The organism is Anaerobiospirillum sp. NML120449 (assembly GCF_023051105.1).
Taxonomy (GTDB): domain Bacteria; phylum Pseudomonadota; class Gammaproteobacteria; order Enterobacterales; family Succinivibrionaceae; genus Anaerobiospirillum.
Window position 1 is genome coordinate 100,303 of record NZ_JALKIL010000012.1, and the last position, 21,884, is coordinate 122,186.

13 protein-coding genes and 1 other RNA gene are annotated in these 21,884 nt (G+C 53.0%); 6 read left to right on the plus strand and 8 right to left on the minus strand.

Going from position 1 to position 21,884, the window contains the following annotated elements; all coding sequences use genetic code 11:
* Nucleotides 1-721: 721 nt before the first annotated feature.
* The 3 genes from rnpB to rsmI form a co-directional block, all read right to left on the minus strand.
* An RNA gene (gene rnpB / locus MXE41_RS05490) (RNase P RNA component class A) lies at nt 722-1,106 on the minus strand.
* Nucleotides 1,107-1,567: 461 nt separating this feature from the next.
* On the minus strand, nt 1,568-3,850 hold the full coding sequence (locus MXE41_RS05495; RefSeq protein WP_247099648.1) for a M48 family metallopeptidase: 2,283 nt from the start codon (nt 3,848-3,850) through the stop codon (nt 1,568-1,570).
* Between the two features lie 339 nt (nt 3,851-4,189).
* On the minus strand, nt 4,190-5,038 hold the full coding sequence (rsmI, locus tag MXE41_RS05500) for a 16S rRNA (cytidine(1402)-2'-O)-methyltransferase (protein ID WP_247099650.1): 849 nt from the start codon (nt 5,036-5,038) through the stop codon (nt 4,190-4,192).
* A 715-nt stretch (nt 5,039-5,753) separates the two neighbouring features.
* On the opposite strand from rsmI, the gene MXE41_RS05505 reads away from it, so the two are divergent.
* Entirely contained in the window at nt 5,754-7,514 is a 1,761-nt protein-coding gene (locus tag MXE41_RS05505) for a penicillin-binding protein activator (protein ID WP_247099652.1), read from the plus strand.
* A 248-nt stretch (nt 7,515-7,762) separates the two neighbouring features.
* Here the strand turns inward: MXE41_RS05505 and MXE41_RS05510 are convergent, their stop codons facing one another.
* The 5 genes from MXE41_RS05510 to rplM all read right to left on the minus strand — a co-directional run bounded on the left by MXE41_RS05510 (nt 7,763) and on the right by rplM (nt 12,778).
* Nucleotides 7,763-8,713 (minus strand): flagellin, encoded by a 951-nt coding sequence (locus MXE41_RS05510; protein ID WP_247099653.1) that lies wholly within the window; start codon nt 8,711-8,713, stop codon nt 7,763-7,765.
* 269 nt (nt 8,714-8,982) lie between these two features.
* Nucleotides 8,983-9,942 (minus strand): flagellin, encoded by a 960-nt coding sequence (locus MXE41_RS05515; protein ID WP_247099654.1) that lies wholly within the window; start codon nt 9,940-9,942, stop codon nt 8,983-8,985.
* 240 nt (nt 9,943-10,182) lie between these two features.
* Complete coding sequence (locus MXE41_RS05520) at nt 10,183-11,139, minus strand: flagellin (protein ID WP_247099655.1); 957 nt, start codon at nt 11,137-11,139, stop codon at nt 10,183-10,185.
* Nucleotides 11,140-11,943: 804 nt separating this feature from the next.
* Nucleotides 11,944-12,336, minus strand: a complete 393-nt coding sequence (rpsI, locus tag MXE41_RS05525) for a 30S ribosomal protein S9 (protein WP_246978671.1) — start codon at nt 12,334-12,336, stop codon at nt 11,944-11,946.
* 13 nt (nt 12,337-12,349) lie between these two features.
* Nucleotides 12,350-12,778, minus strand: coding sequence for a 50S ribosomal protein L13 (gene rplM / locus MXE41_RS05530; protein ID WP_246978672.1), 429 nt, complete (start codon nt 12,776-12,778; stop codon nt 12,350-12,352).
* A 2,341-nt stretch (nt 12,779-15,119) separates the two neighbouring features.
* Here rplM and MXE41_RS05535 point away from each other — a divergent pair.
* From MXE41_RS05535 to MXE41_RS05555, 5 genes are all read left to right on the plus strand, one after another.
* Entirely contained in the window at nt 15,120-16,139 is a 1,020-nt protein-coding gene (locus MXE41_RS05535; RefSeq protein ID WP_246978673.1) for an ABC transporter permease, read from the plus strand.
* Nucleotides 16,139-17,032 carry an ABC transporter permease gene (locus MXE41_RS05540; RefSeq protein WP_246978674.1) on the plus strand — a complete coding sequence of 298 codons (894 nt, stop codon included), beginning with the start codon at nt 16,139-16,141 and terminating at the stop codon, nt 17,030-17,032. The genes MXE41_RS05535 and MXE41_RS05540 overlap by 1 nt, the downstream gene beginning before the upstream one ends.
* A 13-nt stretch (nt 17,033-17,045) precedes the next feature.
* On the plus strand, nt 17,046-18,017 hold the full coding sequence (locus MXE41_RS05545) for an ABC transporter ATP-binding protein (RefSeq protein WP_247099656.1): 972 nt from the start codon (nt 17,046-17,048) through the stop codon (nt 18,015-18,017).
* A 17-nt stretch (nt 18,018-18,034) separates the two neighbouring features.
* Nucleotides 18,035-19,114, plus strand: a complete 1,080-nt coding sequence (locus MXE41_RS05550; protein WP_246978676.1) for an oligopeptide/dipeptide ABC transporter ATP-binding protein — start codon at nt 18,035-18,037, stop codon at nt 19,112-19,114.
* 1,443 nt (nt 19,115-20,557) lie between these two features.
* Nucleotides 20,558-21,884, plus strand: a 1,327-nt coding sequence (locus tag MXE41_RS05555; RefSeq protein ID WP_247099657.1) for a POTRA domain-containing protein, incomplete at its 3' end; no start/stop codon positions are given.

The following is a 21,884-nucleotide window of genomic DNA, read 5'->3' on the forward strand; positions in this document are numbered from 1 at the left end:
TATCCGCGAGGGGTATTGCCACGCACCTGGTATCATTGCAGGGCGGCTCCGGACCATATCAGTGCCCGCTGGCTCATCGCCAGAGCAGCACAGCCAGCCCATTACGATCAGTCAGGACGACCGGGCTATGGCCTGTGCCCAGGACAGGGCCTTAGCCAGGGGCAGTGCATGGGGCCTGTTCTTGTGCCTGGGGCCTGTTCTTGTGACTGGGCATGTGCAATGCGGCCACTGCAGGATACAGCCGCCTGCTGGCCTGAACAGCTCAACGCTGCCGCCTGAGGCCAGAGCCCATGCTCATGAGATCAAAAGCCAGGATAGCGCAAAGGCGCTGACAAGGACGCCTGGGCTGTCGCTGTCTCAGTAGCCGCTGCTGCCGCCCTGTGACAGGAAAACGGAGAAAAAGTGGACCTCAGTCCCGATAATCGGGCCTGAAAAAAGCCGTAGACTTGCTGGAAAGGAGCGAGCGTAAGTTGAGTTAGTCAGATGGAATTTAAAGGGATGTGATGGGGGAACTTTGTGGAAGTCAGACAGGCTGACGGGAGATGGATGGCTTTGCAAAGAAAGGGCAATGCTCAATTGCTGTAAAGCTCAGTGACAGGCAGCTAAGTAACAAAAAGCTAAGAACAGGCAGTTCAGTGGCCGGGAAAGCTTTAAGCGGGATGATGGATGCTCAGGCAGGAGGCCATGAGCGGGAAGGCTGGAGCTGGAAGCTGATGGAGGGTATGTGAGTTGACCTGTAAGCCGGGTTCTGTGCTTATTGCTAAGCGGCAATCATTCATCTAGGCTTAAGCTCGCGCTTAAGCTCAAGCAATCGACCCGCCCCCAAGTGCGGACCACACTATGCGGGAGCCTATTTGATCTTGCTCCAGGTGGAGTTTACCGTGCCACTTACTATTACTAGAAGCGCGGTGCGCTCTTACCGCACCCTTTCACCCTTACCTGATCCCTTGTGAGGCCATCGGCGGTCTGCTCTCTGTTGCACTGGTCGTGAGCTCACGCTCCCCAGGCGTTACCTGGCACCTTGTCCTATGGAGCCCGGACTTTCCTCCCCCAAAACCGTATGCGTAAAGCGCACGCGTTTCGGCAGCGATTGCCTGGTCAACTCGCGGCATATTATATCAGATGATTAGCTAATTGAAAGTGCGACAGCCACCGGCCATAACACAGCCCCAAAACCGCCTGTTTAAGGGCTTTTACCGACCTGTCAGTACCGCTTTGTAAAGCAGCTGCACCGCTGCCAGTCGCAGCCTTGCGATGCAGTCTGGCGATCGGCCTTGCGATGCAGTCTGGCGATCGGCCTTGCGATGCAGTCTGGCGATCGGCCTGACTATGCAGCCTGGCAATCGGCCATGCGATGCATCCTGGCAATCGGCCTTGCGATGCCGTCTGGCAATCGGCATGGCTATGCAGCCTGGATATGCCGTCTGGCTGTGCAGCTCAAAGGCGGCGGCGGCCTGAATGGCGGTGATGCCTGGACAGGCAGGCGCATGGGGTATTGGGCTGCAGCTGTGGCCGTGTTGGGGCACTGGTGCAGTCACGGGTGGCGCATTATGCTTCAGTTATGGTTTTAGCTTGCGTCTTTGCTGGCGGTGCCTTTGCCAGCGGCAGCGTTGCCTCTTGTGGCGGCGGTGCCCCTGGTGGCGCTGCTGGAGCTGGATTTGGGAGCTTTGACGTCCTTGCGCTTTGAGGCTGCTTTGGTGGAGCCTGACTTTGTGGCCTTTTTCTTTTTGGCGGCTGCTGATGGCTTTTTGCGCGACAGCTCCACAATACCCATACTGATGAGGGAATCACTGACGTTGTCAGCTGACGGGCAGAAGAGACTGAGCATGTACTTGAAAGCCGGGCCATGGTTGCTGGCAGCAAGGTGACACAGCTCATGGATGCCTACTGAGATCATTACGTTGACCGGGTAATGGCACAGTTTGCGGTTCAGGGTAATCTCGGAGAGACTGCCGGAGCTGGTGCACAGACCAAGGGCTGACATGGCCTTTACATAGAGCTTTTTCATCCAGTTGATAGGCAGCAGATCATAGTAGCTTGAGGCTGCCATGTAGGTGGCAATAAACTGAGGCTTAAGCTGCTCCAGGATGCGTCCGCCCACCTTGAATACCTCCTGGTCCATGTACTGTTCGATCATGGACTGGACACGATCAGGGGTGATTTCACCCTTGATGCTGATGCGCAGCACACCTGGCTTTACCAGGGTGCGATGAAAGTACTCAACAGGGCTGCGGCTGACCTTGCGGGCCAGGATATTGCCGGCCAGAGTGCTCTGATAATTGTGGGTGGCGTGGCTGACAGCCATACGGTCACTCATGTCGTACATGCAGTTGGCAGTAAACGGCATGTCAGGCAGATAGCCCATCAGAGCAAGGCTTGGATCGATTTCCTGACCATCAGTGGTAAAGAAAGTAAGTTCCTGCTCAGTAAGATTGAGATGTGAGGAGCCGTCAGCTGCCGCAAAGTCTCCGCTGCGGTAGAACTCAAGCTGAGAGTTGAGCTCGGCCATCAGCTGCTCACGGCTCATGCTGATAAAGGACGGTCTTTCAGGAATAAGAGCCAGATATGGAGAAGTACGACCTTCAGCTCTGTCATTGGAGGCCTGCTCGAGAAGACGGTGGTGCTCAAGAGAACCATCAACTGTCATTCTGGCTACCGGACTTTCCATATTCACTCCCTCTGAGGAGATGAAATTGTCGTAGATGCTGAAAGTGAACTTCTTGTCGTGATCTGCCACCTCACTGAGGTCAAAGTTCATGAAAGGATCGCTGCTGTAGCTCTGACCTCTGTTATCGATGCTGCCCTCAAGGAGCTGCCTGTACAGAGGAGTGACGCGGCTCTCGGCGTGGTAGATAGTGCGCGAGAGATTGTCCTTGTTGATGGTGGCTATTGAGATCCTGTCAGTAAACTCACTGATCATGCCCTCAATCAGAGTACGACGTGGCTCTGAGAGCATGCGTGAGCCAAAGTACTCACGGCGCAGCAGATTTTCATGAGTCTGCTGCATCAGCAGAGCAAACTGCTCAAGATAGTAATTGTTGAGGTCCTCGGGACGGCCCGGGGCATTGCGTCTTTGCTCTACGGCCAGCTCCGGGCCGCTCAGGCACAGTTCAGGCAGCTCCAGGTACTCATTGACTTTGGAGCGCTCCGCGCTGCTGTCCCTGTTCTCACCACTCATGGGGGTTTTGAGGAAATCTGAATCGCTTTTGCTCAGGCGCACTGGGCGGCCATTGGTTTTGACCGATGAGCGCAGCTGACCAGGAGGCAATGGCTCCTTGCGGTCAAAGCAGGAAATGTCATCCCACAGGCAGTGACGGGGCATGATAATGCGCCCCTGGTTGAGCACAGGCATGCCATTGAGGCATTCTTTGCTTATATAACCATTGCGAATGAGGGCAGATACCTTGCTGCCAAAGCGTGAGCGTCCTTTTGGCACCAGGCCGGCAATTACCTGGCGGGGACGGATAATTCTGATCTCGCTTTCGACCTCGCTTTTGCGCAGCTCCAGCAGATAAGGCATGCCCCAGATAAAGACTACGTCATTGGTACGCATAGTACGTCTTTTCTGCGCACGCCAGGTGACGGTATCAAATGCCGAAATAATCTTTTTGTGATTCTCTATGCACCAGTCATAGCAGCTATCCACTGTGTAGCGTATTATGCCCCACATGGTATCGGGATTGATGCGCAGCTGCATAATGCCTGATGAATTGATGGTAACCCTGGATCTGACAATATTGGCATTGGTCACCACCTGAAAGGTCAGGCCGCGATACACGAAGCCATCAGCCGGATGGTGCTTCCATTTCACAGCCAGAAAACGATTGTCAATCAGTTCAAGATCAAGCATTACCCTATCCCAGGCAAGGACTGACAGTCCTGTCATCTGCCGCCAGCTTGCGGCAGCACCTTTAACTCTTCTTTGCTGTTTCCATATGCCCGCCTCCCGGGCACCCAAATGCCGTCATCAGCCATGGCCACCGCCTCAAGCCACCTGGCTCAGGCTACGCCTGACAGCCCGGGCCACAGGCAGCGGCTGTGCCCTCGGGCTGAGCGGTCGGCCAGTATGCCCCAGCTGCCTGGGGCAGAGGCCAGTGGCACCTGCCAGGGCAGTGCCTCCAGCAGCTGCAGCTCAGGCTGGCAGCGCCCGCACAGTAACCAGGCAGAGCAGCTGGAGGGCTGACAGTGCTTAGCGCTGCTCTTTCAAGGTCAGAGCAAAGTCGTACAGGCGATTCTTGCTCTCACCTGTAAGCTCGGCTACCAGCTGGCAGGCCTCTTTGACCTTCATGGCTGGAATCATGCGGCGCAGTGCATCTTTGGCCTTATCTGACAGCTCCTCATCGGCCTCTGTGCTTTCATGAGGACCTACTATCAGCACGAACTCACCGCGCACCTCATCGCTGTGCTCTGTGAGGTACTCAACGAGCTCCTGAGCGGTGCTGCGGTAAATGGTCTCAAAGGTCTTGGTCATTTCACGGCACAGAGCCAGTCTGCGGCCCGGTTCCATCTGAGCAAGACGGGTGAGAGTGTTCATGATGCGGCGTGGACTTTCGTAGAACACTACTGTGGTGTCACACAGCCTTATCTGCTCGAGGCGGTCACCAAGCTCCTTTTCCTTTACCGGCAGGAAGCCCATAAAGAGGAAACGGTCGGTAGGCAGGGCTGAGGCACACAGGGCAGTGATGGCGGCGCATGGTCCTGGCAGCGGCACAACCTTTACTCCACGATCGGACAGAGCTGATACCAGCTTGTAGCCCGGGTCGGAAATCATGGGAGTGCCGGCATCGGAAATCAGAGCTACAGTTCCGCCCTTTTCCACCTCTGAGGCGATAATTTCGGCTCTTTCAGCCTCATTGTGGTCATTACAGCTGATAAGACGTACCTGACCAATACCAAGGCGGTCGAGCAGGATACGAGAATGCCTGGTATCCTCGGCAGCTATCAGCGTAGCGCTCTTTAACACCTCAATGGCACGCAGGGTGATATCCTCAAGATTTCCTATAGGGGTAGGAACAATGTAAAGAGCACTTTCAATCATGCCTAAGACCTCTCAAGCCTCAAAAAACAGACAGATACAGTCACCGGCGCCCGCACCTGCAGGCTCATGGTTATCTGCCACCTGTGCCGCAGACTGCGCTGGCGCACGTCCTGTCAGGCCCGCCTATTTTAGCACCTTTGCTTACAGCTGCCCGCAGCCACTGACGGCACGCCCATACTTACGGCCCTGCACAAAGTGATAATACCTGGCAATCAGACCTGACTGCAGGACTGCCATGCAGGATATGACCAGGTACATGACTGATGCTGACAGCAAAGAGCAATGCCAGTTAACGGCCATATGCACGGGACCGGCACCAGCTAAAGTATTCTGGCCCACCAGGTCCGTGCAGCACACGACGCCCTGATTATGCCTGCCCATTAGACCCTGTGGTCTCTTTGGGGCAACGTATGGTATAAAGGCGCTTTGTGCTATCATATTTTTCGGGCCTGCGGTGCCTGTTTACGGGCTTTTTGCCCTTTTTCAAGCCGGATGCCGCCCTTTTATTTGCAGGCCGGAACACCGCTGTGTTTCGCCCTTGGCCCGTCCCTCATGAGCCGGACAACTGCCTGATTTTCCGCCCCTCCCGGTGCGCTGTGTCTTTTGCATGCTTATATCTGCCAGGACGCATCCTTTGCTGAGGAGGACAATGCGGACTCACAGCCGCTCTGCAGATTTACAGTTTTCGCATTAGCAGGAAAGTAGGACCAGCAACGTGTCACGTCATTCTCTTACCCGCAAACTCAAGGTCAGTGCCCTTGCTCTGGCTTTATCCCTGACTATTTCCGCCTGTTCGGTTACCAGCGATTCAGGCAGCCAGGCTATTACTACTGCCATGGCTTTCAGTCAGCTGACCATGTCTCAGGCAGAGTATCAGAAGATGCTGGCCGAGGCTGACAAGGACTCCCGTTTCCCAGCCATGATCTTGCTGGCCCGCAGCGCCATTGTTGCCCGCGACTACCAGACTGCTGCCGGTCTGATTGCCAACATGCAGGCTGAGGCTATCACCCCAATGCAGCGTGATGAGTCCACCATTATCGAGGGCCTGCTCTACATGCATCAGGCCAAGAACACCGATGCCCTCTTTGCCCTCAACAAGATTAACGCTACAGCCCTGTCCAAGCCTGTTGCCTCTTTCTACTATCAGCTCATTTCCAATGTTGAGCTCAACCTCTACAACGAAAGCCGCCGTGTAACCCACTTGCTCAAGGCTGTAGAGCACAAGAACGCCCTGCTCAGTCTCGTTACCCCTGATGCCCGCAAGACTGTTGCCATGCAGATTGTCAGCAATCTCCAGCAGCTGCCAGCATCAGAACTGACTGTTCAGCTCAACAAGAACACCGATCAGAACATCAAGGGCTTTATCGACTACGCCCTGCTCGACTCCTCCAAGAGCCCCCGTCTCAAGCAGCAGCTGGCCAGGACCTGGCTTGGCAACTACGACGATCATCCTCTGGCCTTTGCAGTAAAGAAGATTGCCGAAGGCCGCAGTGTTGAGGCTGTTGAGACCGACGATGAAACCATTGTTTCCTTAAAGGAAGGTGACCGCCTGGCTGTACTGCTGCCACTTACCGGCCGCTTTGCAGCAAGCGTAGGTGAGCCTGCCCGCCTTGGTATTGTCGCCGCCCTGCAGGATCGTAACAGCAAGCTCAAGGTTACCTTCTACGATACCAACCGCATGACCATTGCCGAGATTGCCTCAGCCCTTGGTCAGAACGGCACCAACTTCATCATCGGACCTATCCTCAAGCCTGAGGTAGATGCCCTGATTGAAAGCAATATCAAGCTGCCTACAGTGGTATTCAACCAGCCAGCCTCCGAGCGTGCCCAGTTCTACTTCTTCAACCTTGGCCCTGATTATGAGGGTGCCCTGGCTGCCTCCAAGATTTATCACGACGGCCACACCCGCCCTGTAGTCATTGCCCCTGAAACCACCCGTGGCCAGCGCGCCATTGGCGGCTTCAACGAGGTATGGCAGAAGGCCAGCTCCAGCGCAGCCGTAGCCTGCCGCTTCCAGGACATTAACAATGTCAGAGCAGCTCTGACTACCTGCCCTCTCAACAATGCTGACTCTATCTACATCAATGCTACAGCCAGCGAAGTTATCAAGGTACGTCCATCACTGCCAGACAATACCCCTCTGTATCTGACCGACCGCAGCTACATGGGCCTGAACCACAGCGCCAGTGAGGTAGCTCTTGCCGGTGCCTGGCTTGGTGACATGCCTTGGCTGCTTACCGACAGCGCCCTCAAGAGTGACCTGATGGCCACCTTGCCAGAGGCAGACAGCCAGGTACAGCGTATTTTTGCTGCCGCCTACGACTCCATCAATCTGTCCTTTAACCTCAACAAGCTCTCCCGCGACAAGAATGATGTCCTCCACGGCATCAGCGGCGACCTGCAGCTTGGTGACAAGAACATGATTGAAATGGCCCCAATGTGGGTACAGCTGAGCACCAGCCGCCCGGTTCAGTAAGCCTGACAGGCCACAGCCAGGCCCAGGCCATGGCCCTTGCCAGGGCCAGTCGGCAAGGCCAGGTCCTGCAGGGCGCTCCCGCCCTGCAAGGCTCCAAAGACAGCAAAGCCCGCACTGTAGAAATACAGCTGCGGGCTTTGTGCTTGAAGGGGCAGTCCATTTGACCGCCACTAAATCCTTATTCTCATGAGCTAAAAAGCGGGCACAAGGCCCGCTTTTGGATAATAAGAAAAGATATATCTAACTGGTTATCTGCCCAGCAGGCTCAGCGCAATGGTAGGACGCTGGTTAGCCTGGGCCAGCACAGACTGGGAAGCCTGCTGAATGATGTTGTTCTGAGTCAGAGCTGCAGTCTCAGAGGCGAAGTCTGTGTCTCTTATGCGGCTGCGGGCATCGGACTGATTTTCAGAGATATTAGCCTGATTGCGGATAGTGCTTTCCATACGATTTTGGAGAGCACCAAGTCCAGCGCGCTTGGAATCAACAGCCTGGATCAGCGCATCAATATTAGCAAGGGTGTTAGTAGCTACTTCTGCAGTACATACACCAAATCGAATTACATTAGCGCCTGATTTGACAATTCCCTTTTTACCTGTGCCATCAATATCACCAGCCTTAATGCTGGCCATATCGGCAATGCCACTAAGTGTAAAGGCATCTTTCCATACGAGGTTGAGAGTATTTCCGGCATTGGCGCCTACCTGGAAAACCAGCTCACCACCCTTGTTGTTAGCGACACTTGGAATAAGGCTGTTTTTATTATTAGTGTTGTTCTTAGGGCCATTTAACACCAGCTGGCCAGCAAAGGTGGTCTGCTGAGCAATACGGGTGATTTCAGCAGAGAGCTGGGTTACTTCTTCCTGCAGAGCCTTACGGTCTGCAGCAGAGTTGGTGCCGTTGGCGGACTGGACTGCCAGCACACGAATACGCTGCAGCATGTTGGTGGTTTCGTCCAGCGCACCTTCAATGGTCTGGGCCAGGGCGATACCGTCGTTGGTGTTACGGTTACCCTGATTGAGGCCGTTAATCTGAGAGGTCAGTCGGTCGGAGATTTGCAGGCCTGCTGCGTCGTCCTTGGCAGAGTTAATACGCAGACCTGAGGACAGTCTCTGGTAGGAGGTATTCAGGTTTAAAGTCGCATTACTAAGCTTTCTTTGGGCATTGATGGAGCTGACGTTCGTGTTAACGTAAAGGGCCATAATCTCCTCCTTACTCTCTGGATTCTTTCTCTCTTTTCCATAGGGCAGCTATGCCACAACACTGGTTTGACATACTGCGTTATTGAAATAACCCCATGCAACGCCGGTGCCATTGATATCATAAAGACCCGTCAGCATCGCATTTGTTGCAATTCAGTGTGCCATCTGGCAATTGCAGCTCTAAAATCCTTGTGTAAACCAGGCTTGAGCAACAAAAAAGCGGGCACAAGGCCCGCTTTTGGATAATAAGAAAAGATATATCTAAATGGTTATCTGCCCAGCAGGCTCAGCGCAATGGTAGGACGCTGGTTAGCCTGGGCCAGCACGGACTGGGATGCCTGCTGAATGATGTTGTTCTGAGTCAGAGCTGCAGTTTCAGAGGCGAAGTCTGTGTCTCTTATGCGGCTGCGGGCATCGGACTGATTTTCAGAGATATTGGCCTGATTACGGATAGTGCTTTCCATACGATTTTGGAGAGCACCAAGTCCGGCACGCTTGGAATCAACAGCCTGAATCAGCGCATCGATGTTAGCAAGTGTGTTAGTAGCAACCTCTGCGGTACAAACACCAAAACGAATGGTTTTGTTGTTACCATTTGTTGAAAGCACAATGCCCTTTTTACCTTTGTTATCAATATCGGCTTGCTTAATATTAGCCATATCAGCAATACCACTAAGGGTAAAAGCGTCTCTCCAGATAAGATTGAGAGTATTTCCAGCATTGGCGCCTACCTGGAAAGCCAGCTCACCGCCCTTGTTATTAGCAACACTTGGGATAAGGCTGTTTGGGTTGTTCTGTTTGTCCCTAGGACCATTGAGTACCAGTTGTCCAGCAAAGGTGGTCTGCTGAGCAATACGGGTGATTTCGGCAGAGAGCTGGGTTACTTCTTCCTGAAGTGCCTTGCGGTCGGCCTGGGAGTTGGTGCCGTTAGCGGACTGGACTGCCAGCACACGAATACGCTGCAGCATGTTGGTGGTTTCGTCCAGCGCGCCTTCAATGGTCTGGGCCAGGGCGATACCGTCGTTGGTGTTACGGTTACCCTGATTGAGGCCATTGATCTGAGAGGTCAGTCGGTCGGAGATTTGCAGGCCTGCTGCGTCGTCCTTGGCAGAGTTAATACGCAGACCTGAGGACAGTCTCTGGTAGGAGGTATTCAGGTTTAAGGTCGCATTACTCAGCTTCCTCTGAGCATTGATGGAGCTGACGTTCGTATTAACGTAAAGAGCCATAATCTCGTCCTTTCTATCTCAATTGTCTCTCTTTATTTGCTGCGCTGAGTGTATGCCTCATACATAAGATTGACACTCCGCACTATTCAAGTACCCTCTTGCAACGGACAGGCCATATATTCTGATAAACCTGATATATATCGCTCTTTCAATATATAACTGGAATCATATTGCCCCATAGAAGCCAAAAAGCGGGCACTGAGGCCCGCTTTAATATAAAGAGAGAAGATATTTGTACGGCTATCTTCCCAGTAAGCTCAGCGCAATGGTAGGACGCTGGTTAGCCTGGGCCAGCACGGACTGGGAGGCCTGCTGGATGATGTTGTTCTGGGTCAGAGCTGCAGTTTCAGATGCGAAGTCTGTGTCTCTTATGCGACTGCGGGCATCGGACTGATTTTCAGAGATATTAGCCTGGTTACGGATAGTACTTTCCATACGATTTTGGAGAGCACCAAGCGCAGCACGCTTGGAATCTACGGCCTGAATAGCCTTGTCGATGTTGGCAAGGGTATTGGTTGCATAAGCTGCAGTTGATACAGTCCATCGTATTGTTGTGACATTACCAGCTACTGATTTAATGAGACCTTGAGCTGCAGCATTTGCAACAGGAGTATTAAATTTTGCCTGAGAGGCTAAGCCGAGCATGGTGAATGCAGAAGTCCATTGCAGATTAAGGGTGTTTCCTGCATTGGCACCTACCTGGAAGACAAGTGCACCGCCTTTATTATTAGCTACACTTGGGATTAGGCTGTTAGGATTTTTGTTCTTGTCTTTAGGGCCGTTTAAAACCAGCTGGCCAGCGAATGTGGTCTGCTCAGCAATACGGGTGATTTCAGCCGAGAGCTGGGTTACTTCTTCCTGAAGAGCTTTACGGTCAGCCTCGGAGTTTGTGCCGTTGGCTGCCTGTACAGCAAGCACGCGGATGCGCTGGAGCATGTTGGTGGTTTCGTCCAGGGCGCCTTCGATAGTCTGGGCAAGGGCGATACCGTCGTTGGTGTTACGGTTACCCTGATTGAGGCCATTGATCTGAGAGGTCAGTCGGTCGGCGATCTGCAAGCCTGCTGCATCGTCTTTGGCAGAGTTAATACGCAGACCTGATGACAGTCTCTGGTAGGAGACATTCAGGTTTAAAGTGGCATTACTCAGCTTCCTCTGAGCATTGATGGAACTGACGTTCGTATTAACATAAAGTGCCATATTCTCTTCCTCTCTGTCTGTATTTCTTCTCTCATAAGCACAGGTGCAGTTACGTCAAAGCATAATTTGACATACTGCAGCATTTAAATCATTCCATGCAACGCAGGTGCCACTAATATTGACGGATCTGATCTATATCGCATTTCAATATATTGAGGAAAATATATCCGAGATCGGTGCGCGTGACGCACCAGGGGCAGCCATGCACAATTAGGGGTTGGTTCTATTCCAGAATCCGAGATTCCACTATAATTCAAGCCCGTGGCAGGCATTAATTTTTCTTTGTTCATGCTGCTAGTTTTGCAGCTTTTTGCCTGCCACTTCTAGCGACACATCTCATAGTTTTGAAATTTTGATTCACTGGTGGTTTACACCCCCTCAATGTGGACATTTCATATAGCATCAGAAATGGTTCATTGAGGTGCAGTTTTTAATTTATGGAAGTTACCAATTGAGATTAGAGAGCAGGCGCATAGCAGCGCGTGCCTATGATGTCCGCTACTGATTCATTTGGGGCTGGCCTCCGGATAAGGTAGCAGGTGCTATCGTACCGGTGACGAGCTCAGAGCAATGATTTCAGATTAGCCAGATGGTAGAGGCGGTCGAGAGAGCCCTGATGCACCGCTGTTGGAGGGGATCGGCGATCCGGGAAGGGATTTTGGGCTGGGTGCGGTTTTTTTTGGGGGGCTGGAGAATAAAAAACCCCGCTTCGTGGGAACAAAGCGGGGTTTTTTGCGTAGGGAGGGATATGGACCTGCCATATCCCCCAATACCCTGCCCTGGGGCAGGATATCTGTACTCTGATTAACGCTTTGAGTACTGTGGACGCTTACGGGCCTTGTGTAAGCCAACCTTCTTACGCTCAACAGAACGGGCGTCACGGGTGACGTAGCCTGCCTTACGTAAAGCTGGACGGAAGCTCTCGTCGTACTGCATTAAAGCACGGGTTAAACCGTGACGGATAGCGCCTGCCTGGCCGGAGATACCACCACCGGATACGGTTACGTAGATATCAAACTTGCCATTGAGGTCGAGGAGCTCTAAAGGCTGAGCAACAACCATGCGGGCGGTTGGACGACCGAAGTACTGCTCGAGGGTGCGACCATTGATAGTCATCTTGCCATCGCCCTGCTTGATGAATACGCGGGCAGTGGAGTTCTTACGGCGACCGGTGCCGTAGTACTGAATTGCAGCCATTTGCTATTGCTCCTTATAACTTAAGTTCCTGAGGCTGTTGAGCACCATGATTGTGAGTCTCACCAGCATATACCTTGAGCTTGCGGAACATAGCGCGACCCAGAGGACCCTTTGGCAGCATGCCGCGAACAGCAGTCTCTAAAACCTGCTCTGGCTTACGGGCGATTAACTTCTCAAAGGACTCAGCCTTGATGCCGCCTGGATAACCAGTGTGGTGATAGTAAATCTTGTCCTGGGCCTTGTTGCCGGTAACCTTGATCTTGGAAGCATTGATGACGATGATGTAGTCACCGGTGTCCATGAATGGGGTGTACTCTGGCTTGTGCTTACCACGCAGACGGGTTGCAATTTCAGTGGCAACGCGGCCTAAGGTCAGGTCGGTTGCGTCTACTACAAACCAATCACGCTTGATGGTAGATGGCTTGGCTACGAAAGTTTTCATTAAAAAACCCTTTATATTTTGAAGGATGGAATCCTTTAAAACATTCAGCGAAACTGTGCTGAACTCAAAAAAACAGGCATTTATATCATACCTGCATCGAATCATGTGGGTGGGAATCCAGATAACTCGATTAGAGGGGCCCGAAGATTATACACTATTCAAAAAAGAGCTCAATTACTTTGGCAAAATATTTCCCTTATTTTTCACATTCCCCAAACATTGCCATGGAGTGACTTCCTGGTCTTTGGGGACCAGGCTGTGGGTGGCTGCGGGTGGATGCGGGTGGCTGTTCGGCAGGTCTGGCGCTCTGGCCCGGGCGGACAGCGTCCGCCCCGATGCCCTGCCCGGCGTCCGGGTGTGGAGGTACTGTTTTTTGCCCTGTTAAAGATTGATGTGCTCTGAGTAAAGGCTGTTTTGGCTGGCTGAGGACCGGAGGAGTGCCGCCGGTTTAAAATACGCATGATTTTGCAGGTTTAGGGTGAATACGTTTGCAGTGCTGATGGCGGGATTTTTTATGCACCAGCAAAGTGCAGGGCCTGAGCGGCTGGCTCATTGTGGGGAGAGAGGCGTCGGGGCCTGATAACGTGGCCTTTGCCTGTGGAATGATCTGATGGAGCGCGCATGCAATTGCGAGGGCGGGAATTTGGTGTTCTTCAAATAAATGCGACAGGAATGCGACAGCTGAGGGATATTTTATTGCTGGACGGGTGGTTTGGCCATATGACAAACGTTGTCAGCAATCATAACCGTTTTTGCTATAATGATTTGTTTTTGCTATCAAGAGAAAAATGAGCTGTTCGTGATATCAATCGCGCTTTTATTTTAAAAAAAGTGCGAGCAGCTTTTTTCGTTGCATAAGAAAGACACAAAATGACGCATTTATGTGGACCGTCCAGGTGGGGCCTCCCCTTGCTGTCTGCATATGCCTGACGCCGGGTGTTCTTTTCTGCCATGAGGGGCAGACACCCGATGCTGCATCTGATAGTGACTCCCCAGGCCTGAAGCTGTGGGGATAGCGGGCTGGCAGCAGGAAAGATGATGGTGGATTATTACGGCCCGGCTCCGGGCTCGTGCCCGCTGCCCTGCCTGCTTACTGCTCCCTGTACTTATCAGCTGTGTGGCAGCGTCAGTCTTCGCTTTTATTTCCGGCTTTTTGCGCGAGCATAGGCAGGCCCACAGGGGCGGCAGTATCTTAAGTACTGCTACGGCTTACTGTGTACAGCCTGCGTCCGGAACAATGTGGGAATACGGGTTTGAGGTTACAGCTGTCTTGAGTCTGGCTGCCATACCCGGACGAAGAGTGCGTCAGTCAGTTGGGTCAGGCATCAGTCTATAGCCAGAGTGTTATAGCTGTAAGTTTTCAGGATATATCAGGTGCCACAACCACCTGATTCTCCCCGTACCGGCCGCAGATTTTCCTTTCAGACATAAAGATGTATCCAGGCTTTGCGCCCTGCACTCAGGCAGGGGCAGACCAGAAGAGAAAATGCTGCGCCCTGTCACTGTAAAAGGCTCCCCTGAAGTTGCCTTTTGCAGGATAAGCCTCACATGCAATGTCACGGCATTGCAGCTGCCCCGTGCGGGGCGGTTGAGGATAAGGCCTGCAGACAGTGGACATCATGTCCCGTCAGCCTGATAAGGATCTGTTCACATGCCAGAAGGCCTCTTAAAAGGTCTTTTGCCTGAGGCGTGCCCGCACCTGTGCACCAGCCGGTAACGGCCTTGCTGTAAGGTGTGCTGCAGCCTGCCCGGTAAGAGCAATGAGCTCAGGTCCGGGCCTGATACTTCCTACCCCTCCTCCATGTCCTATGCTTGATATGACGGCCACGGCCGCTATCAGTGCTCTGTGATACTGAAGCACCTGCACAGCTCTGTATTTTTCTTGATTATCATTTTCCACAGCTCTACACATGGCTCAATGTGTTCCCCGATATGGTCTGCCCATAATGGCATGGCGCAGCATTGCGTTGCGCTCCATGGCGTTAGCTTGCATGGCGCTCCATGGCGTTAGCTTGCATGGCGCTCCATGGCGTTAGCTTGCATGGCGCTCCATGGCGTTAGCTTGCATGGCGCTGCAAGGCGCAGGCTTGCAAAGCGCTGGCTTGCAAGGCATAGCACGGCAAGGCAGCTGTTGGCCCCTTACTTTTTTGTCTGGTGGCTGGCTGCAGTGCGCAAATGCTTTGCTCAGGGACAGGACCTCTGGCTTTCTCCAGGCAGCGGCTCTGGCTGCTTGCCGGTGGGGCCGGGCCGGCGTTTTTGTTTTGCTGGCTGATGTCGGGCTTGCCTGCCCTGGACCGGCAGGTATGACATTGACTGTTCATGTGCATATGAGGACAAGCTTGTGCTGTTATATCTCTTAAAGCGCTTGTTAATGCTGATTCCAGTATTATTCTGCGTCTCTATCCTAGTCTTCCTGATTATGAGAGTGTTCTCTCCGGATCCGGCTCTCATCGTTCTTGGCCAGCACGCCACTACTGAGGCTATCAATGCCTGGCGTGAAAGCATGGGCTTTAATGAGCCTGTTCTGACTCAGTACTGGAATTACATGGTTGCCATGTTCCATGGCGACTTTGGTACTTCCTTCTTTACCAATACCCCGGTAACCACTGAGATTATGGCCCGTCTGCCTGCCACCATTGAACTGGCCGTTCTGGCCATCATCATTGCCTCCATAGTAGGCGTGATTTTCGGTGTAATCTCAGCTGTAAAGAAGAACTCCTTTATCGATAACTTCACCATGACCACAGCTCTGGTGGGCGTATCCATGCCTGTTTTCTGGCTTGGTATGCTGCTTATCATTCTGTTTTCAGGAATTCTGCACTGGGTACCATCAGGCGGTCGTATCGACACCCTGTTAAGACCATATGACGGCACCGGCTTCTACCTGTACGACACCTTCATCATTGGTGACTGGGAAGCCTTCTTTAACGCTCTGCAGCACGCTGCTCTGCCTGCCATCACCCTGGCATGCTATTCCATGGCCATCATCACCCGTATGACCCGCTCCAGCATGCTCGATGTGCTCCACCAGGACTATATCCGCACTGCCCGCGCCAAGGGCTTAAGCCCGGTCAGCGTCATCGGCCGTCACGCTTTCCGCAATGCCCTGCTGCCTATCATTACCGTTATCGGTCTGCAGTTTGGCAGCCTGCTCTCCGGTGCCGTGCTGACCGAGACCGTATTCTCCTGGCCAGGCATTGGTGCCTACTCTGTAGAGAGCATCATGCGTTCTGACTTCCCTGTTATTCAGGCTGTTGTATTAATCGTGGCCTTTATTTTCGTTTTCATGAACCTGATTGTTGATCTGCTTTACGCAGCACTCGATCCACGTGTTAAGTACGGTGCAGAGGGCCAGGCATAATGACTGATGCAGTTTTAAAGAAACCACGTTCTTCACACCTTGGCGATATGTGGGCCTCGCTGGCCTCCAACAAGGCCGCGCTGCTGGGCATGATTATCATTGCCCTGCTGGTTGCCATTGCCGTAACTCTGACCATTACCCAGGCCATGGGCATCAATATCCTGCCTTACGATCCTAACCTTGCTGACATGGACAAGGCCTTTATCGCCCCATGTGCCGAGCACTGGTTTGGTACTGATCAGCTGGGCCGCGACATCTTCTCCCGTGTGCTTGACGGCACCAAGATCTCCTTAAGCGTCGGTCTGGCCGCAGTGTCCATTTCCCTGGTAGTAGGTACAATCTTAGGTGCCATGGGCGGTTTCTACGGTGGCCGTCTTGATAACTACCTGATGCGACTGATGGACGTTATTCTGTCCGTGCCATCAATCCTGCTGGCCATTGCCTTCATGGCAGCCATGGGTCGCGGTCTTGACAAGGCTGTTCTGGCTATCGGTCTGGTATCCATCCCTGAGTATGCCCGTATCGCCCGCTCCTGCGTGATGTCAGTAAAGGCCAATGACTATATTCAGGCTGCCATTGTGACCGGTGATTCCAACATGCGCATCATCCTGCGTCACATCCTGCCAAACATCACTTCCCCTATTGTGGTTCGTGCCACTCTGGGTATTTCCGTAGCCGTACTCGATACTGCAGCTCTGGGCTTCCTCGGTCTGGGCGTTCAGCCTCCATATGCCGAGTGGGGTGACATGCTGGCCCGTTCCCGCAGCTTCATTTTCTCTGCACCGCATACCCTGATCTTCCCAGGCCTTGCCATCACCATTACCGTGCTTGCCTTCAACCTCTTTGGCGACGGTCTGCGTGATGCCCTGGACCCACGTTCAAGACGCCGCTAGGAGGAGAATAAAGATGTTATTGGAAGTAGAAAACCTGACAACTGAGTTCACCACCCGTCGTGGCAAGGTTCGCGCTATTCGCGATGTCAGCTTCAGCATTGGCAAGGGTGAGATTCTGGCCCTGGTAGGTGAGTCCGGTTCAGGCAAGTCCGTAACCTCCCTGTCCATCATGGGTCTGCTCAACTCCAACGGTCGTGTAGTTGAAGGCTCAAAGATCATGTTTGACGGCGTCAATCTGCTGGATCTGAGCGAGCGCAAAATGCAGCAGATCCGTGGTAACCGCATCTCCATGATCTTCCAGGAGCCTATGACCTCTCTCAATCCTATCTTCACCGTAGGTGATCAGATTCTTGAGAACATTCGTCTGCACACCAGGCTCTCCCGCAAGGAAGCCCATGAGAAGCTGCTGCACATCATGGACACAGTGGGTATCCCTAACCCTGCCAGGCGCATCAAGGACTATCCTCACCAGATGTCAGGCGGTATGCGTCAGCGCATCATGATTGCCATGGCTATGGCCTGTCAGCCAAAGCTGCTCATTGCCGATGAGCCAACCACAGCTCTGGACGTAACCATTCAGGCTCAGATTCTGGACCTGATTTACCGCATGCGTGAGCAGTTCAATATTTCCGTGTTGCTCATTACCCACGACCTTGGTGTGGTAGCCGAGGCTGCTGACCGCGTTGCTGTCATGTACTGCGGCCGTATTGTTGAACAGGGCACCACAGCCGATATTCTTACCGATCCTAAGCACCCTTACAGCAATGGCCTGCTCAAGTCCATTCCACGCCTTGACGGTCAGAGCGAGCGCCTGTTCATGATTCCGGGCATGGTTCCACCTCCAGAGGAAGTTCCAGCCGGATGCGCCTTTGCTGACCGCTGCGAGCACGCCCGTGAGGAATGCCGCGCCCGTCTGCCTGATCTCGTTACCATGGGTGATCGCAAGGTACGCTGCATCAACTACTCAACCGCCTCTCAGGCCTGACAGAACAAGAGACCATCATGACTGATATTCAAGATAAATCCGTCGCTGCAGAAAATGCTCAGGCTCCAGCTCAGCCTGATAATGCAGCAGCTGCCCCAGGCAGCAGCGATAACAAAGAGGTGCTCTTATCCATCAAGGGTCTGTGCAAGCACTTTGAAATCAAGAGCGGCTTTCTTAACAGCAAGACCAGCTACCTCAAGGCTGTAGACAATCTCACCCTCGACATCCACAAGGGCGAGTGCTTTGGTCTCGTAGGTGAGTCAGGCTGTGGCAAGACCACCCTGGGCAAGATGATTGCCGGCCTGTACAAGCCTACTCAGGGTGAAATCCTCTACAACGGTGTCGACCTTGGCAAGCTGACCCGCAATCAGCGCCGCAAGTATGCCCGCGACATCCAGATGATCTTCCAGGATCCATATTCCTCCCTCAACCCTCGTATGAATGTTGAGGAGATCATCTCCGAGCCAATGATTGTCAATAAGACTCACAGCGGTGCTGACATCACAAAGCGTGTTGAGTACCTGCTCGAGTGCGTAGGCCTTGCCAAACAGTACAAGTCCCGTTATCCGCACGAGTTCTCTGGCGGTCAGAGACAGCGTATCGGTATTGCCCGTGCTCTTGCCGTATCTCCACGTCTGATTGTCTGCGACGAAGCTGTATCAGCCCTGGACGTATCCATTCAGGCCCAGATCCTCAATCTGCTTGATGACCTCAAAAGTGAGTTTGGTCTTACCTATCTGTTTATCGCTCACGGCCTTGCTGCTGTAAAGCACATCAGTGACCGTATCGGTGTTATGTACCTTGGTTCCATGGTAGAGGTTGCTCCAAAGGAAGCTATCTACGACAACCCTATGCACCCTTACACCAAGTCCCTGATTTCAGCTATTCCGGTAATTGATCCGACCAATCGCAAGGAGCGCATTCTGCTCAAGGGCGATCTGCCAAGCCCAATCGATCCGCCAAAGGGCTGCCGCTTCAACAGCCGCTGCTTTGTCGAGAACTGCCGTTTCAAAGAAGATCCGCAGATCCTGGTCGAGCGGGGCAATCACCTTATTGCATGCAAGCATGTCAGTGAAGGCGGCGTAGTCCAGCCATAAGCCTCACTGCATATCACAAGCAGGTCCAATCAGCAGGTGCTCCGGCACCTGCTTTTTTGTCCCTGAACCGGGCAAAAACCCAACTTTCATCCCTGCCCTCCGCTGCCCTGGCAGCACCGCACCATGCGCCCGGCCCCTGCCGCCGCCTGGCGTCCCTCACGCCGCCTAACGCCGCCTTACGTCACCTTACGTCACCTTACGTCACCTTACGTCACCTCACGTCACCTTACGTCACCTCACGCCACCTCACGCCACCTCACATCGCTTACATCGCCTTTCGGCGCTTCACATCCCCTTACTGCTCTTCGCCGCACGGCGCCCCACATCGCAACGCGTCACTGCGCATAACATCACTGCAGTCCATTCCACCAGACTCACGCCGCACTGCCCCGTACCAGCTCACGCCGCATTCCTCTGCAGCTGCTCACATCGCAGCCTCAGCTGCCCGTTCTGGGCGTAGGGTGCCTCTACCAGTATTGAGAACAGTACCCGGCAGATGCACTCTGTTGCAGCCCTGCTGTCAGAGCCTTCTATTTTCAGGTGCGCTGTCCGCGCTTTCCATTCTTGCCCTCAGTAGTAAAGCAGATCCTCTACTTATATATATGCAGCCATTGCCCATGTCATTTCCAGGAGCCTGCCCATGCCCCTGCCCCTGCCCCAGACATTGCCACGGCCATTGGCCAGCCATTGCTGCTGGTGCCCTGAGGCGCTGAGGCTTACTTTGTACTGTGCGCTGGAGGCGGCACTGCCAGGTAGTATGACCTGTGGCCAGGATGAGGCCGGGGTCAATGTGAGGGTGGGAGTGAGTATGGAAAAATTGCATTTTGGAAAAACTGCAAGTCAGCAGCTTGCATATAGATGAAATTAGATGCTTTAAGGGTAAAAATCACTGATTTTCGCTCACTTCAGATTGATGTTTGTTTAGGTTTCTATCTTTGTTCTTGATGATTTGGGGACTTTGGCGCTGCTGGGGGTGTTACGTATGCTGATTTATATGGGATTTGACAGTTGAAAAGTCTGATGGATTTGGGCTTATCGATAATATTTATCAATTGCTGAAAAACGATGAATTTGAAACATGAGGTGGATCACGATTTATGTTTTAGAAGTGTGAGCAACTTCAAATTGACACTGATTTTGTCTGATTTTGTTCGTAAGCGTTTTTGCGACACTCATCACAAAAGTGACCCCCTTACTGATCACACCCAAAAAAAATTTTGTTTTGTTTTGTTTATCGGATATGACCTTATTTCTGTCTGATTTTTACGTACATATCACAGTGATCCAGGTCACGAAAAACGGCTGTCAAGTGGGCCATTTTTGGGCCTCTTTTTGTTTCGTAAAATCGAGCTGAAAAACGGAGTGCGACTATAGGGCCACGGTCATGAACAAAAGCATGACCCTTAACCCTTATCATCAATCTTCAATCAGACAGGCATAAGTATGAAATTCGATTTTCTGACTAACGCTTTATGTTTCTTCGCTGTAACCGCCGGTATGGCCGTAGCAGCCTCCAGCCACTCCGCCCACGCCCAGCAGTGCTGCCAGACCGCCAGCACCTGCACTCCGTACCCACTGACCTCTCAGAGCATTCAGGAGCCTGAGCGTGTAGACGGCCACGTCTCCGACAGCACTCTGGCCTCAGCCCTGACTGAAGCCGCAACTTTCTATAAGGACAGCGCCAGCCGCTCCGAGGGTATTACCCTGGCAACAGGTGGCTGCGACTCTGCCTTCTCTGACCGTACCTGTGCAGTAGAGCAGGAGGCCCTCTCTCACTTCACCATTACCGATGTCAAAATCACCCGCTATGACGGCACCGAAGGTATGCAATGTAGCTCAGACAGCGACTGCAGCTGCGCCCTGCCAGCTGTGGCAGCTGTCCCAGCTCTGACAACTGCCACCGATGCCAGCCTGGCCACAGCCGAGGAAAAGGCCTCCGAGAACGCCCGCCGCGTCAACCCAATGATAGAGGAAGGTCCAGAATCTGCTCCTGTAGCTGCCCTCAATGGCGGTGCAGCTCTGTCCCGGAGCGCTGGTGCCAGTGCTGCTGAGCAATTCCGTGCTGCAGCCGCAGGCGGCGCTGCTGGCGCTGCACCGGCCTCCGCTGGCAGCGGCCTGCAGGGTGTACGCCTGGTAGCTGCTCCACGCTATGAGGACAAGGCTCTGACTGCCGCAGCTCTCAGCTCTGTTGACCACCTGCGCGGAGCACCACTTGATGCCGGTACCCTGCAGCAGGCACTGGAAAGCTTTACTGATTTCTACCGCAATAAGGGCTATACCCTGTCTCAGGCCTACCTGCCTGCTCAGAGCATTGTTGATGGCTGGGTAGACCTTGCCGTAGTCAATCCGAAGTACAACAACTTCAACCTCGAGAATGTCTCCTATGTCTCTGATGACTATATGAAATACCTCATGACTGATGTCTATGAGCTTGAGGGCAAGGATATTATTGAGGGTGAGCTTGATGAGCGTCTGCTCAAGCTCTCTGATATAGGTACTTTCAATATTGCCGGTCAGATTGATAACTCCGATGCTGCAGGCCTCTATCGTGATGTTGATTTCCAGGCTGCTCCAGATGGCGATCAGGTAAACTTCGCTGTCTTTGCTGACAATTACGGCAACAAGAGCGCTGGCCGCTACCGTTTTGGCGGTCTGATGGAGGTTATCTCTCCAGCTGGCATGGCTGACCGTCTGTCTGTGGTCTATGCCCGCTCCAACGAAAAGCAGAACAACTACAGCATCAATTACCGTATTCCGGTTAACTCTCATC

Bases quoted from the DNA above. Each gene is read 5' to 3' on its own strand.
- MXE41_RS05495 (WP_247099648.1), bottom strand. From the start codon at position 3,850: ATGCTTGATCTTGAACTGATTGACAATCGTTTTCTGGCTGTGAAATGG.
- rsmI (WP_247099650.1), bottom strand. From the start codon at position 5,038: ATGATTGAAAGTGCTCTTTACATTGTTCCTACCCCTATAGGAAATCTT.
- MXE41_RS05510 (WP_247099653.1), bottom strand. From the start codon at position 8,713: ATGGCCCTTTACGTTAACACGAACGTCAGCTCCATCAATGCCCAAAGA.
- MXE41_RS05515 (WP_247099654.1), bottom strand. From the start codon at position 9,942: ATGGCTCTTTACGTTAATACGAACGTCAGCTCCATCAATGCTCAGAGG.
- MXE41_RS05520 (WP_247099655.1), bottom strand. From the start codon at position 11,139: ATGGCACTTTATGTTAATACGAACGTCAGTTCCATCAATGCTCAGAGG.
- rpsI (WP_246978671.1), bottom strand. From the start codon at position 12,336: ATGGCTGCAATTCAGTACTACGGCACCGGTCGCCGTAAGAACTCCACT.
- rplM (WP_246978672.1), bottom strand. From the start codon at position 12,778: ATGAAAACTTTCGTAGCCAAGCCATCTACCATCAAGCGTGATTGGTTT.
- MXE41_RS05540 (WP_246978674.1), top strand. From the start codon at position 16,139: ATGACTGATGCAGTTTTAAAGAAACCACGTTCTTCACACCTTGGCGAT.
- MXE41_RS05545 (WP_247099656.1), top strand. From the start codon at position 17,046: ATGTTATTGGAAGTAGAAAACCTGACAACTGAGTTCACCACCCGTCGT.
- MXE41_RS05550 (WP_246978676.1), top strand. From the start codon at position 18,035: ATGACTGATATTCAAGATAAATCCGTCGCTGCAGAAAATGCTCAGGCT.